Source organism: Enterobacter cloacae complex sp. Mu1197 (assembly GCF_040059225.1).
GTDB classification, from domain to species: domain Bacteria; phylum Pseudomonadota; class Gammaproteobacteria; order Enterobacterales; family Enterobacteriaceae; genus Enterobacter; species Enterobacter quasiroggenkampii.
On the sequence record NZ_CP157375.1, the window covers coordinates 4,259,684 to 4,272,977 of the forward strand.

Consider the following 13,294-nt stretch of genomic DNA (forward strand, 5'->3'; position numbering starts at 1 on the left):
ATTTATTGTCCGAAGACATTAAGAATCCATGTCACTTTGAGTGCCCACACAGATTGTCTGATAAATTGTTAAAGAGCAGTGCAACGCGGCTTTCGCTCACCGTTGCGAGGTGGCGTATATTACGCTTTCCTCTTTCAGAGTCAACCCGTTATTTCAGGATTTTTTCTCTTCAACCGACCGCGTTGTCTGTGAAGTGTTTCACATCCGCCGTGTCGATGGAGGCGCATTATAGGGATCCCAATTTTTAGCACAAGTATTTTTTAGATCTTTTTTTCCGACTGCTGATTTTCCGCGCTTTTCGCTGAAATCCCGCCCGATCTGCTTAAATATTGACGTATTTTGCCTTGCCTCGATCCATTAATACGATCAAAGTCTTCTGTATAGCGCTCATTCTTAGAGGTAGATATGTCTGCAGTATTGCGTCCTTATAAAGATCTGTTCCCCCAAAAAGGCGATCGCGTGATGATCGATGCCAGCAGCGTGGTCGTTGGTGATGTGCGAATGGCCGAAGATGTCAGCATCTGGCCGCTCGTCGCCATCAGGGGAGATGTTAACTATGTGTCGATTGGTGCACGTACCAACATTCAGGACGGTAGCGTTCTGCATGTCACGCACAAATCCTCCTATAACCCCGAGGGTAATCCCCTCATCATTGGAGAGGATGTTACCGTCGGCCATAAAGTGATGCTCCACGGCTGCACGATCGGAAATCGCGTCCTTGTTGGCATGGGGTCGATTTTGCTGGATGGCGTCATAGTAGAAGATGACGTAATGATTGGTGCCGGTAGCCTGGTCCCGCAGAACAAACGGCTGGAGAGCGGTTATCTCTATCTGGGAAGTCCGGTAAAACAGATCCGCCCCCTTAAGGAGGCAGAGATCGAAGGATTAAAATACTCGGCGAACAACTACGTAAAATGGAAGAATGACTATCTGGATCAGGATAACCAAACCCAGCCCTGATCGTCTTCCTGCTGTTCGCGGATTAAATCGCTGGCTTCCTCTTCCAGATCCCAGCGATTTTCGCAAAATACCGCTAGCGGGTCTGTGCCGCCAAAACGATGCAACAGCGTTTCTCCATAGATGGCACAGGTAAGTTGCATGCCCTGCACCAGCACCGGAAAACAGACCGCTTGTTTATGCTCATCCCAGCTCTCTCTGTCCGGGAAATGAATAGCCTGATTCACGCCGAAAGCTCCTGCTTTAGCTTTTCAATGACCGGCTCGACCGCAGGCAACACGCCGTGCCAGAGCAGCACCGCATGCGCAGCCTGCCCCACCAGCATTCCCAGCCCATCGGCTAACTGTTTCGCGCCGTGTTGTTCACACCAGTTCAGGAAAGGCGTCTTCCCTTTCTGATAGAACATGTCATAGAAGTACATATGCGCACTGACCAGCGAAGCGGGGATCGCCGGGATCTCACCGTTGATGCCGCTGGATGTGGCATTAATGACAAGATCGAACTCACGTTCGACAAGATCGTCAAGCGCTACCGCGCTCACGCTGCCGGTATGCGCAAACAACGCCGCCAGCGCTTCTGCCCGGGAAAAGGTTCTGTTCGTGATGGTCACCGAACAGTCCAGTGAAAGCAGAGGCAACAGAACGCCCCGTGATGCGCCACCCGCGCCAATCAGCAGGATTCGGAATCCGGGCTTGATAAAGGAGAGTCTTTCCAGATCGCTGAGTAAACCAATCCCGTCGGTGTTGTCCCCCAGAAGGCGTCCATCCTCAAGCCGTTTTAGGGTATTGACTGCACCAGCAAGTGAAGCGCGTTCGGTCAGCTCATCCGCACGTTCGAAGGCTTCTTCTTTAAACGGGACCGTCACATTCGCGCCTTTGCCCCCCGCGGCGAAAAAGGCCTCAAGCGTAGGGATAAAGGCATCCACTGGCGCCAGTACGCGACCATAGGGATGATCTATCTGCAGCTGCTCCGCGAACTGCTGATGGATCAACGGTGACTTGCTGTGTGCAATGGGATTACCAAAAACAGCATAGGTTTCCATGAGATTACCCCTGGCGAAAACGTTCGCCGGTCAAAGCGTCGCGAATTTCAGATGGATTCAGGCGCCCTCCCGTTTCACCGACAGCGACAGGGAAGTCATTCCCGAACTGCGCCAGCACTTCTTCGGTTGTCCGACATGGCGGCTGCCCGGTCAGGTTGGCGCTGGTTGAGACCAGTGGTTTACCAAATGCCAGGCACAGCTCCACCACCAGCGGATGGTCAGTGACCCGAACGGCAAGGGAATCAAAGCGTCCGGTTAACCAGCGCGGAGTTGTCGGCTGCGCCGGGAAGACAAAGGTGACCGGTCCAGGCCATGCGGAGAAGATTGTCTCGCGCTGTGCTGGCGTTAGCATAGAGTCATCAATATAGGGCTTAAGCTGCTCGTAATTCGCAGCGATCAAAATCAGTCCTTTCTCGACGGGTCTTTGTTTCAGGGTAAGCAGACGGCTCACAGCCGTCTCGCTGTCAGGATCGCAACCGACCCCAAAAACAGCTTCAGTTGGATAGGCGATGACTTCTTCATTTTTCAGTACGTCCACTGCATGAGCAATAGAGCCTGATGGCAGGTTATTATTCACTATATTGATCCGCCGTTACCGGCTTTCCACATTGTTTACTGGCGCAGAAGCGTTTCATGCCTTGCGCGGTTTTTTTCTCTATTAGTAGCGGATAATTGCAATGAGGGCAGATTCCCGCTACCGGCTTAAAATTGATAACGAACTGGCAGTCAGGGTAGCGATCGCACGAATGGAAGGTCTTACCATAACGGGAACGGCGCTGTACCAGCTGACCGCGCTGACACTGAGGGCAGGCAATTGCCGTTTCATCAGGCTTATCAATTTGTTCCGTATGTTCACATTCCGGGTAGCGGCTACATCCAATAAACATGCCGAAACGCCCCTGGCGTAGCGCGAGTTCGCCACCGCAGAGAGGGCACAGCTGACCCTCCAGAATTTTAACGATATGTCCATCCGCCTGGCTTTTCAGAGGACGAACATAATCACATTCCGGATAGTGAGAACAACCGAGAAACGGGCCGTGTTTCCCGGACCGAATAACAAGTTCAGCCCCGCACTGCGGGCAGGGCTCGTTTTTGTGCACCGTGAACAGTGCTGATTTGGCCATAACAACTCTTGGTGCTGCACATTGAATTAGTGCAGCATACCTTCATTCACTTCAAAGAGTAATTCTTCCATTTGCTGATAGGCATTTTCACAGCCCGGGATATTAAACAGAACCATCAGGATCACCCACTTGAGATCTTCCAGTTCAAATTCTGCCGTATCCAGCGCCATGACGCGCTCTATCACCATTTCTCTCGTTTCGAGGTTTAGCACCTGAATCTGCTCAAGGAATAAAATGAATCCCCGGCAGCTGGCGTCCAGCCGTTCACACTCTTCAGCGGTATAAATGCGTACTGACAATGGGTCAGAAGCAAGCTGCATCGGTTCGGCAAGGCCTTCCTGATAATCAGCCAGTTTTTCCAGCCACATCAACGCATTGTAGATATCTTCCCGCTCAAATCCCGCATCGGTAAGATCCTGTGTCAACTTGTCCTGATCCACTCGCATTTCTGCTTCGTTATGGATGTAAGTCTCAAACAAATACATCAGTACGTCGAACATGGCATGCCCTCCTTAATCGGACATAGCCGCCGGGTACAGCTGCGATCCACCCTGCTAACTCCAGTTCGAGTAGCTGTGCTACCGTTACTGGCACAGGTTGGCCGGCACGTTCAGCGACAACGTCAACAGGTGTTACCTCATCTCCTACGTTAGCCAGGAGCTTGGGAAATGGCAATGCCACCTTTCCCTGATCTGATGAATATTGTCGCTTTTCGGGATCTTCCTGCAGCCATTGCAGCCCATATTGCAAATTTTCAAGAATGTCCCCGACTTCCGTTACCGGTGTTGCCCCCTGCTTAATCAGCCAGTGCGGTCCCTCGCATCCGGGATTACCTATCGGGCCTGGCAAGGCGAAGACTTCTCGCCCCTGTTCGAGCGCGCACCGTGCCGTGACCAGCGAACCGCTTCGCCGCGCGGCTTCGACCACCAGCACGCCTTTGCTAAGGCCGCTGATGATGCGATTACGACGCGGAAAGTTTGCCGGTCGGGGCTGCGCGGAAAGCGGAAACTCAGACACTATCGCGCCGTCAGACTCAATAAGCCGCATCGCCAATGCCTGATGCCGGCGTGGGTAAATGCTAAAAAGGCCGTTCCCCAGCACCGCGACACTTCGTCCTTTTACTGACAGCGCCGCGCTGTGGGCTACGCCGTCAATACCACAGGCCAACCCGCTGGTAATCGTGAAACCACTTTGTGAAAGTTGTTCGCACAGGATTTTCCCCCATCGCTCGCCGTACCATGACGGCGCACGACTGCCTACCACCGCCAGCTGAACGGTATTAAGCGTCTCAGGGTTACCTTTTATGAATAAAGCCCCGGGATAGTCAGGGATCGTGCGGAGCAAAGGGGGATAAAGGGAATGATTGGCCGTTAATAAATGATGTCCCGGCTGCTCAAGCCATATCAGGCTACGTTCCAGCTCACTCTCATCGAACGCAACGAACCGTTCAGCCTGCTTTGCTGTCAGTCCAGCATTTCTTAAGACAAGCGTATCGATGCCTTCCTGCCTCTGCAGTCGTGCTGCCGCTTCCACCATGACATCACCACACAGAGAACTTGTGTGCATGAGCCGTAGCCAAATCTCGGTAGACGTCATCCTTTCCCCTGCCATAAGCGCTCTCCGCAATCATTGCGATTGGTCACTGATGCTGTCAATCGATGGGGGATTTGTCTAGAATAGAGGGAGTATTCTTATCAACTCCTGAACACGACTCTGGAAATTTATGGCAGTTTTGCAAGTGTTACATATTCCGGACGAGCGCCTTCGCATCGTCGCTGAACCGGTCAAAGAAGTGAATGCAGAAATCCAGCGTATCGTTGATGATATGTTCGATACCATGTACGCCGAAGAAGGCATTGGCCTGGCGGCGACGCAGGTGGACATTCACAAGCGTATTATCGTGATTGATGTTTCGGAAAATCGCGATGGCCGCTTGGTGCTGATCAACCCTGAGCTGCTCGAAAAGAGTGGCGAAACCGGTATTGAGGAAGGCTGTCTGTCTATTCCTGAACAGCGTGCGTTAGTGCCGCGTGCTGAAAAAGTGAAAATTCGCGCCCTGGATCGTGACGGTAATCCGTTCGAACTGGAGGCAGACGACCTGCTGGCAATTTGTATTCAGCATGAGATGGATCACCTGGTCGGTAAACTGTTTATCGATTATCTCTCGCCGCTGAAACAGCAGCGTATTCGTCAGAAAGTAGAGAAACTGGATCGTTTGCGTTCTCGCGCATAACATCCCCCCGGATACAAGGATCATCGTGTCTAAAACACTACGTATTATCTTCGCGGGAACCCCTGATTTTGCAGCGCGTCATCTTGACGCGCTGTTATCGTCTGGTCACCAGGTTGTTGGCGTCTTTACCCAGCCGGACCGTCCTGCTGGTCGCGGCAAAAAACTGATGCCGAGCCCGGTCAAAGTGCTGGCAGAAGAGCATGGGCTTCCCGTTTTTCAGCCCGCATCGCTGCGCCCGCAGGAAAATCAGCAGCTGGTTGCTGACCTGAATGCCGACGTAATGGTGGTGGTGGCTTACGGTTTAATTCTGCCAAAAGCCGTGCTTGATATGCCGCGCCTGGGTTGTATCAACGTGCATGGGTCTCTGCTCCCACGCTGGCGTGGTGCAGCTCCTATCCAGCGCGCGCTGTGGGCGGGTGATGCCGAAACGGGCGTGACCATCATGAAGATGGACGTAGGTTTAGACACCGGCGACATGCTGTATAAACTGTCCTGCCCCATTACGCCAGACGATACCAGCGCCACGCTGTATGACAAACTGGCAGACCTTGGCCCACAAGGTCTTATCGAGACGCTTCAGCAGCTTGCTGACAATACGGCAAAACCGGAAGTTCAGGATGACGCACTGGTAACCTACGCCGAAAAGCTGAGCAAAGAAGAAGCGCGTATCGACTGGTCCCTGTCAGCCGCTCAACTTGAACGCTGCATTCGCGCTTTTAATCCGTGGCCAATGAGCTGGATGGAAATTGATGAGCAGCCAGTAAAAGTCTGGAAGGCCTCCGTCATTAGCGGTGCGACGACGGCGGAACCCGGTACGATTATTGATGCCAGTAAGAACGGCATCCAGGTGGCAACTGCGCAAGGGATTTTGAATCTTGAATCGCTCCAACCGGCCGGTAAGAAAGCCATGAGCGCTCAGGATCTGTTAAATTCCCGTCGTGAATGGTTTATCCCGGGCAATCGCCTTGCCTAAGCAAATTTATTCTTAAGGCCCGGTGTTTCCGGGCATTTTTATTTTTACGGTTATGAAAAAACAAAATCTACGCAGTATGGCGGCTCAGGCCGTCGAGCAGGTTATCGAGCAGGGCCAGTCATTGAGCAACGTCCTGCCTCCCCTGCAGCAAAAAGTTTCTGATAAAGATAAAGCCCTGCTTCAGGAGCTCTGCTTTGGCGTTCTGCGCACACTCTCTCAGCTTGAGTGGCTGATTAATAAGCTGATGTCCCGCCCAATGACGGGCAAGCAGCGCACCGTACATTATTTGATTATGGTGGGTTTTTATCAGCTTCTTCATACCCGCATCCCACCTCACGCCGCGCTGGCAGAGACGGTGGAAGGTGCCGTTGCGATTAAACGTCCTCAGCTGAAAGGGCTGATCAACGGCGTATTGCGCCAGTTCCAGCGACAGCAGGATGAGCTTCTGGCTGAATTTGCCCAAAACGAAGCGCGCTTCCTGCATCCGGACTGGCTGTTGAAGCGCCTGAAAAAAGCTTATCCGCAGCAGTGGCAGGACATTGCTGATGCCAACAACCAGCGTCCGCCAATGTGGTTACGCGTGAATCGTAATCACCACACCCGTGACGCATGGCTGGCATTACTCGAAGAAGCTGGAATGAGCGGCTTCACCCATGACGCATATCCTGATGCCGTGCGCTTAGCATCGCCTGCACCGGTACATGCATTACCCGGCTTTGAAGAGGGTTGGGTAACGGTACAGGATGCTTCTGCTCAGGGTTGCATGACCTGGCTTGAACCCCAAAACGGTGAGCAGATCCTCGATCTCTGCGCCGCGCCAGGGGGCAAAACGACGCATATTCTTGAAGTGGCTCCGCAGGCCAGCGTGATGGCGGTGGATGTTGATGAGCAGCGTCTTTCACGCGTCTATGACAACCTCAAGCGCCTGGGCATGAAGGCGCAGGTTAAGCAAGGCGATGGACGCAAACCCGCAGAATGGTGTGGTGAAACACAATTCGATCGCATTTTGCTGGATGCCCCCTGCTCTGCAACCGGCGTGATTCGTCGTCATCCGGATATCAAGTGGCTGCGCCGCGATCGTGATATTAACGAACTTGCCCAGCTGCAATCCGACATCCTCGACGCCATCTGGCCGCATCTCAAGCCCGGCGGCACGCTGGTGTATGCGACCTGCTCGGTACTTCCTGAAGAAAACATTCAGCAAATCGCGGCCTTCCTTAAACGTACCCCGGACGCGGCGCTGCGCGATACGGGAACGCCTGAACGCCCGGGTCAGCAGAATCTGCCGGGTGCAGAAGAGGGTGATGGCTTCTTTTACGCTAAGCTAATCAAAGAGTGATGTTGAGAACAGGTCACGAGATATGAAGATTATCATTCTGGGCGCAGGACAGGTTGGCGGAACGCTGGCGGAAAACCTGGTTGGCGAAAACAACGACATCACCATCGTGGATACCAACGGCGATCGCCTGCGTGTTTTGCAGGACAAATTTGACCTGCGCGTTGTGCAGGGCCATGGTTCGCACCCGCGCGTTCTTCGTGAGGCGGGCGCTGACGATGCCGATATGCTGGTTGCGGTGACCAGTTCTGACGAAACCAATATGGTGGCCTGTCAGGTGGCCTACTCGCTTTTCAACACGCCAAACCGAATCGCGCGCATTCGCTCTCCGGACTATGTCCGCGATGCTGAGAAGCTGTTTAACTCAGAAGCGGTCCCTATTGATCATCTCATCGCCCCAGAACAGCTGGTTATCGATAATATCTACCGTCTGATCGAATATCCGGGCGCCCTGCAGGTAGTGAATTTTGCCGAAGGTAAAGTGAGCCTGGCCGTCGTCAAGGCCTATTACGGCGGGCCATTGATCGGCAATGCGCTTTCCACCATGCGCGAGCACATGCCGCATATCGATACGCGCGTCGCAGCCATTTTCCGTCACGACAGGCCAATCCGCCCGCAGGGCTCCACGATTGTCGAAGCCGGTGATGAAGTCTTCTTTATTGCAGCTTCACAGCATATTCGTGCGGTGATGAGTGAACTTCAGCGTCTGGAAAAACCCTATAAACGCATTATGCTGGTCGGCGGCGGCAATATCGGTGCAGGTCTGGCACACCGACTGGAAAAAGATTACAGCGTGAAGTTGATCGAGCGCGATCAGCAGCGTGCTGCTGAACTGGCGGAAAAACTGCAAAATACGATCGTATTTTATGGCGATGCGTCCGATCAGGAATTACTGGCTGAAGAGCATATTGATCAAGTTGATCTCTTTATTGCCGTCACCAACGACGATGAAGCGAATATAATGTCCGCCATGCTCGCCAAACGCATGGGGGCCAAAAAGGTCATGGTGCTTATCCAGCGTCGGGCATACGTTGATCTGGTGCAGGGCAGCGTCATTGATATTGCCATTTCACCTCAGCAGGCGACCATTTCCGCGCTCCTGAGCCATGTGCGTAAAGCCGATATTGTCGGGGTGTCATCGCTCCGCCGCGGTGTCGCGGAAGCCATTGAAGCCGTGGCGCACGGAGATGAAACCACGTCACGCGTCGTGGGCCGTTCGATAGACGAAATTAAGCTGCCACCGGGAACGATTATCGGTGCCGTCGTGCGCGGAAATGATGTCATGATTGCCAATGATAATTTACGTATTGAGCAAGGCGATCACGTTATTATGTTCCTTACCGATAAAAAGTTTATTACCGACGTCGAACGTTTATTCCAGCCCAGCCCATTCTTCCTTTAATGTGTCGGGTGCCTGAAAAAGTGCACCCGCCCTTTATCCTTTTCATTTCTGTGCCTTTTATTTTTCATAACGTTTAATTATCCCGAATGGCAATTAGCTAATCATTTGTTAAACTTATAGTCGTCAGCTGGCACAAGGAGAACAAAATGAGTTTTATTAAAGAATTTCGCGAATTTGCGATGCGCGGAAACGTGGTGGATTTGGCAGTGGGTGTCATTATTGGTGCGGCATTCGGCAAGATTGTTTCATCATTAGTGGCCGACATTATCATGCCACCTTTAGGGTTGCTGATCGGGGGCATTGATTTCAAACAATTCGCTTTCACGCTGCGTGAAGCACAAGGTGATGTTCCGGCAGTCGTGATGCACTACGGCGTATTTATTCAGAACGTATTTGATTTCGTGATTGTGGCGTTTGCCATTTTTATGGCTATCAAGCTGATTAACAAGCTGAACCGTAAAAAAGAAGAGCCGGCAGCGGCGCCTGCACCTACAAAAGAAGAAGTGCTGCTGAGTGAGATTCGCGATCTGTTAAAAGAGCAGAACAACCGCGTTTAATCGAAAGCTTAAAGCAGGAAGGCCAGTGGTAAATAAGCGATTCGCTTGTTTGCCACTGGCCTCCCAGTTACCCCGTTTTGCATGCTTGTCTTTACGCAGATAACTCCCTTTCCCTTTTTTGTTCTTCTCAACACGTTGTCTGAATAGCGGGTCGTGAAGTAGTGCCTCAATGGCATTGTCTTTTATCTGCCCTTTCGTGTGCTGATAGCGGCTCATAAATTCTCCTGAGCATGGTTTATGACGACGGGAGTCTAGATCCGGATGGACTAAAAATCAACAGTCCTCGGTTTCTCCACTGGCCCCCTGTTCAAGGGCTTCCAGTATGGAACAATAAATACTGCTGTGGGCCGTACCGCAGCAGGCATCATTCAGCCTTTGCAGAGAGCGCTGCATGGTCTGCAGTTCCTGAATGCGTGCTTCCACTTCATCCAGCCGGGCCTGCACAATGCTTTTAGACTCCTGGCAGGTGTGATGTGCCGGATCGATGCGGATCGATAATAGCTCGCGGATCGAGTCTAATGTGAAACCGAGCTGGCGCGCATAACGAATAAACCGCAGGCGCTGCAGATCGTTATCGGTATAAAGTCGAAAGCCACCTTCAGTACGGACTTCATGGTCAATCATCTGCTGCTTTTCGTAATATCGGATGGTATCCGGCGTGACGTTCGCAAGCTTCGCAAGTTCACCGATACGGTACATAACTACTCCTCGTTTATTTTCCGCAACAAGCTTTCACCGTATTCACCGTGCAGAAAGTCAGTGTTCATTCCTGCCTGGCGCAGCTTAAGTTCAAGCAGGGCCAGACGGCGGCTCAGTTCAGAATGTCGCGGATCGTCCTGACGGATCCCTTTCAGCAGATCGGCCAGTTCAACAGCCTCTCTGCGCTGTTCAAGTTCCGGAGGGAGACAGCCTGCATTTTTCAGTAAACGGTAGCCCGCCCGTAGTTCAGGCGCAATGTGCGAGTCATCGTCAAGCACAAGGGGTTCGCCGCGTCCCGGAAGATCGTCGAATTCACCTTTTTTTTGGGCATCGCGAATATGGCGTTCTGCCCACTGGTCGAGCAACCACATTACCAGCTCCAGAGGATGAACAGAATTGATACAGACATTGTAGAGAAGTGGGGATATCGCGGATATAAAAAAACCCGCCGGAGCGGGTTTTTTTACGTTACTGCAGATTACTCTGCAGCAGCTTCTGCTTTCTCTGAACGATCAACCAGCTCGATGTAAGCCATCGGCGCGTTGTCGCCTGCACGGAAACCACACTTCAGAATGCGAGTGTAACCACCGGCACGGCTCGCGAAACGCGGGCCCAGTTCGTTAAACAGTTTTGCCACGATCTCGTTATCACGAGTACGGGCGAATGCCAGACGACGATTAGCAACGCTGTCAGTCTTGGCAAGAGTAATCAGCGGCTCAACTACGCGACGCAGCTCTTTCGCTTTAGGCAGGGTCGTCTTGATGATCTCATGACGAACCAGTGAACCTGCCATGTTGCGGAACATAGCCTGGCGATGGCTGCTGTTGCGGTTCAGTTGACGACCACTCTTACGATGGCGCATGACCTTATCCTTCTCAGTAAAACCTTAACCTGTGATCCGGTTACTCGTCAGCAATGCTTGCCGGTGGCCAGTTTTCCAGGCGCATGCCCAGAGACAGACCACGTGAAGCCAGCACGTCTTTAATCTCAGTAAGAGATTTTTTACCCAGGTTCGGCGTTTTCAGCAACTCAACCTCGGTACGCTGTACCAGATCACCGATATAGTGGATAGCTTCTGCCTTGAGGCAGTTAGCAGAGCGGACAGTCAATTCGAGATCGTCAACAGGGCGCAGCAGGATCGGATCGAATTCTGGTTTCTCTTCTTTCACTTCCGGCTGACGTACATCACGTAAGTCAACGAAAGCTTCCAGTTGTTCTGCCAGGATGGTTGCCGCACGACGAATCGCCTCTTCAGGATCGATTGTGCCGTTGGTTTCCATTTCGATGACCAGCTTGTCCAGGTCGGTACGCTGTTCTACACGCGCTGCTTCAACATTGTAGGCAATACGCTCTACAGGGCTGTAGCATGCGTCGACCAGCAGACGGCCGATTGGGCGCTCATCTTCTTCCGAATGAATTCGGGCAGAAGCCGGCACATAACCACGACCGCGCTGAACTTTGATACGCATGCTAATAGCTGCGTTCTCATCGGTCAGGTGGCAGATCACGTGCTGCGGCTTGACGATTTCAACATCACCGTCGTGGGTGATGTCGGCTGCAGTCACAGGGCCAATGCCAGATTTATTCAGAGTAAGAATAACTTCATCTTTACCCTGAACTCTCACCGCCAGCCCTTTCAGGTTGAGCAGGATTTCAAGGATATCTTCCTGAACGCCTTCTTTGGTGCTGTACTCATGAAGTACACCATCAATCTCAACCTCGGTCACCGCGCAACCCGGCATCGATGAGAGCAGAATACGGCGCAGTGCGTTACCCAGAGTATGGCCAAAGCCACGCTCTAAAGGCTCAAGGGTCACCTTGGCGTGCGTCGAACTCACTTGCTCGATATCTACCAGGCGCGGTTTTAGAAACTCTGTCACAGAACCCTGCATTGTGTCCTCTCTTTGGTACTAAGCTTTACTTGGAGTAAAGCTCGACGATCAGGTGTTCGTTAATGTCCGCAGACAGATCAGAACGTTCTGGCTGACGCTTGAACGTACCTTCCATCTTGCCAGCATCAACTTCCAGCCAGGTTGGCTTTTCACGCTGCTCAGCCAGCTCCAGAGCGGCCTTCACGCGAGATTGCTTTTTCGCTTTCTCACGAATGCTAACAACGTCATTCGCTTTAACCTGATAAGAAGCGATGTTAACAACACGACCGTTTACCATGATTGCTTTGTGGCTAACCAGCTGACGTGATTCAGCACGAGTAGCGCCGAAGCCCATACGGTATACAACGTTGTCCAGACGACCTTCCAGCAGAGCCAGCAGGTTTTCACCTGTGTTGCCTTTCAGACGTGCTGCTTCTTTATAGTAGTTACGGAACTGACGCTCCAGCACACCGTACATACGGCGAACTTTTTGCTTTTCACGCAACTGCACACCATAGTCAGACAGACGCGGTTTACGCGCACCGTGCTGGCCAGGAGCTTGTTCAATTTTACACTTGGTATCGATCGCGCGAACGCCAGACTTAAGGAATAAGTCGGTGCCCTCACGACGGCTCAGCTTGAGCTTAGGACCCAAATATCTTGCCATTTTCTATCTCCAACTAACCTAAAAAACGGAGCGTTATACGCGACGTTTTTTCGGCGGACGACAACCGTTATGAGGGATCGGAGTCACATCAGTAATATTCGTGATGCGGAAACCAGCGGCGTTCAGAGCGCGAACAGTAGATTCACGACCCGGACCCGGACCTTTAACCATAACTTCCAGATTCTTGATGCCGTATTCTTTTACGGCTTCAGCGCAACGCTCTGCTGCAACCTGAGCTGCGAACGGAGTGGATTTGCGAGAACCACGGAAACCGGAACCACCGGCTGTTGCCCAACCCAATGCGTTACCCTGACGATCAGTAATAGTAACGATGGTGTTGTTGAAAGAAGCATGGATATGAGCCACGCCGTCAGAGACTTGTTTTCTTACACGTTTACGTGCACGAACTGGTGCCTTTGCCATTATTCAATCA

19 protein-coding genes are annotated in these 13,294 nt (G+C 52.2%); 6 read left to right on the forward strand and 13 right to left on the reverse strand.

Annotated features, from left to right (window positions below):
- Positions 1-405: 405 nt before the first annotated feature.
- Positions 406-960: a gamma carbonic anhydrase family protein gene (locus tag ABFV38_RS20020; protein WP_048030960.1), complete on the forward strand. Its 555-nt coding sequence runs from the start codon at positions 406-408 to the stop codon at positions 958-960.
- Here the strand turns inward: ABFV38_RS20020 and ABFV38_RS20025 are convergent.
- The 6 genes from ABFV38_RS20025 to dprA are packed head-to-tail and all read right to left on the reverse strand — an operon-like array spanning position 936 to position 4,719.
- Positions 936-1,184, reverse strand: coding sequence for a DUF1488 domain-containing protein (locus tag ABFV38_RS20025; protein WP_104949987.1), 249 nt, complete (start codon positions 1,182-1,184; stop codon positions 936-938). The genes ABFV38_RS20020 and ABFV38_RS20025 overlap by 25 nt on opposite strands.
- Complete coding sequence (gene aroE / locus ABFV38_RS20030) at positions 1,181-1,999, reverse strand: shikimate dehydrogenase (RefSeq protein WP_023326206.1); 819 nt, start codon at positions 1,997-1,999, stop codon at positions 1,181-1,183. The genes ABFV38_RS20025 and aroE overlap by 4 nt, the downstream gene beginning before the upstream one ends.
- 4 nt (positions 2,000-2,003) lie before the next feature.
- Entirely contained in the window at positions 2,004-2,576 is a 573-nt protein-coding gene (gene tsaC, locus ABFV38_RS20035) for an L-threonylcarbamoyladenylate synthase type 1 TsaC (RefSeq protein ID WP_008503475.1), read from the reverse strand.
- Positions 2,569-3,123, reverse strand: coding sequence for a topoisomerase DNA-binding C4 zinc finger domain-containing protein (locus ABFV38_RS20040; protein WP_045909528.1), 555 nt, complete (start codon positions 3,121-3,123; stop codon positions 2,569-2,571). Before ABFV38_RS20040 ends, tsaC begins: the two co-directional genes overlap by 8 nt.
- Before the next feature lie 26 nt (positions 3,124-3,149).
- Entirely contained in the window at positions 3,150-3,623 is a 474-nt protein-coding gene (gene smg / locus ABFV38_RS20045) for a DUF494 family protein Smg (RefSeq protein ID WP_008503477.1), read from the reverse strand.
- The gene (dprA, locus tag ABFV38_RS20050; protein ID WP_235404439.1) at positions 3,595-4,719 is read right to left on the reverse strand and encodes a DNA-protecting protein DprA; all 1,125 of its coding nucleotides are present in this window, start codon (positions 4,717-4,719) and stop codon (positions 3,595-3,597) included. Before dprA ends, smg begins: the two co-directional genes overlap by 29 nt.
- Before the next feature lie 127 nt (positions 4,720-4,846).
- On the opposite strand from dprA, the gene def reads away from it, so the two are divergent.
- From def to mscL, 5 genes are all read left to right on the forward strand, one after another.
- On the forward strand, positions 4,847-5,356 hold the full coding sequence (def, locus tag ABFV38_RS20055; RefSeq protein WP_008503479.1) for a peptide deformylase: 510 nt from the start codon (positions 4,847-4,849) through the stop codon (positions 5,354-5,356).
- A gap of 25 nt (positions 5,357-5,381) precedes the next feature.
- Entirely contained in the window at positions 5,382-6,329 is a 948-nt protein-coding gene (gene fmt / locus ABFV38_RS20060) for a methionyl-tRNA formyltransferase (RefSeq protein ID WP_235404441.1), read from the forward strand.
- Positions 6,330-6,381: 52 nt separating this feature from the next.
- Entirely contained in the window at positions 6,382-7,668 is a 1,287-nt protein-coding gene (gene rsmB, locus ABFV38_RS20065) for a 16S rRNA (cytosine(967)-C(5))-methyltransferase RsmB (RefSeq protein WP_235404443.1), read from the forward strand.
- Positions 7,669-7,690: 22 nt separating this feature from the next.
- Positions 7,691-9,067, forward strand: a complete 1,377-nt coding sequence (gene trkA, locus ABFV38_RS20070; RefSeq protein ID WP_025759209.1) for a Trk system potassium transporter TrkA — start codon at positions 7,691-7,693, stop codon at positions 9,065-9,067.
- A 146-nt stretch (positions 9,068-9,213) separates the two neighbouring features.
- A complete protein-coding gene (gene mscL, locus ABFV38_RS20075; protein ID WP_025759210.1) occupies positions 9,214-9,624 on the forward strand; it encodes a large-conductance mechanosensitive channel protein MscL in 411 nt (136 codons plus the stop codon).
- Here mscL and ABFV38_RS20080 read toward each other — a convergent pair.
- From ABFV38_RS20080 to rpsK, 7 genes are all read right to left on the reverse strand, one after another.
- Positions 9,598-9,840 (reverse strand): alternative ribosome-rescue factor A, encoded by a 243-nt coding sequence (locus ABFV38_RS20080; RefSeq protein ID WP_045909530.1) that lies wholly within the window; start codon positions 9,838-9,840, stop codon positions 9,598-9,600. The two genes, mscL and ABFV38_RS20080, sit on opposite strands and share 27 nt — an antisense overlap.
- A 57-nt stretch (positions 9,841-9,897) precedes the next feature.
- Positions 9,898-10,323, reverse strand: a complete 426-nt coding sequence (gene zntR / locus ABFV38_RS20085; RefSeq protein WP_021242972.1) for a Zn(2+)-responsive transcriptional regulator — start codon at positions 10,321-10,323, stop codon at positions 9,898-9,900.
- A 2-nt stretch (positions 10,324-10,325) separates the two neighbouring features.
- A complete protein-coding gene (locus ABFV38_RS20090; RefSeq protein WP_048030953.1) occupies positions 10,326-10,694 on the reverse strand; it encodes a DUF1992 domain-containing protein in 369 nt (122 codons plus the stop codon).
- Between the two features lie 107 nt (positions 10,695-10,801).
- Complete coding sequence (gene rplQ, locus ABFV38_RS20095; RefSeq protein WP_001216368.1) at positions 10,802-11,185, reverse strand: 50S ribosomal protein L17; 384 nt, start codon at positions 11,183-11,185, stop codon at positions 10,802-10,804.
- Positions 11,186-11,225: 40 nt separating this feature from the next.
- Entirely contained in the window at positions 11,226-12,215 is a 990-nt protein-coding gene (rpoA, locus tag ABFV38_RS20100; protein WP_002919219.1) for a DNA-directed RNA polymerase subunit alpha, read from the reverse strand.
- A 25-nt stretch (positions 12,216-12,240) separates the two neighbouring features.
- Positions 12,241-12,861 carry a 30S ribosomal protein S4 gene (gene rpsD / locus ABFV38_RS20105; protein ID WP_004868345.1) on the reverse strand — a complete coding sequence of 207 codons (621 nt, stop codon included), beginning with the start codon at positions 12,859-12,861 and terminating at the stop codon, positions 12,241-12,243.
- Between the two features lie 33 nt (positions 12,862-12,894).
- Complete coding sequence (rpsK, locus tag ABFV38_RS20110; RefSeq protein WP_003863312.1) at positions 12,895-13,284, reverse strand: 30S ribosomal protein S11; 390 nt, start codon at positions 13,282-13,284, stop codon at positions 12,895-12,897.
- Positions 13,285-13,294: the final 10 nt, after the last annotated feature.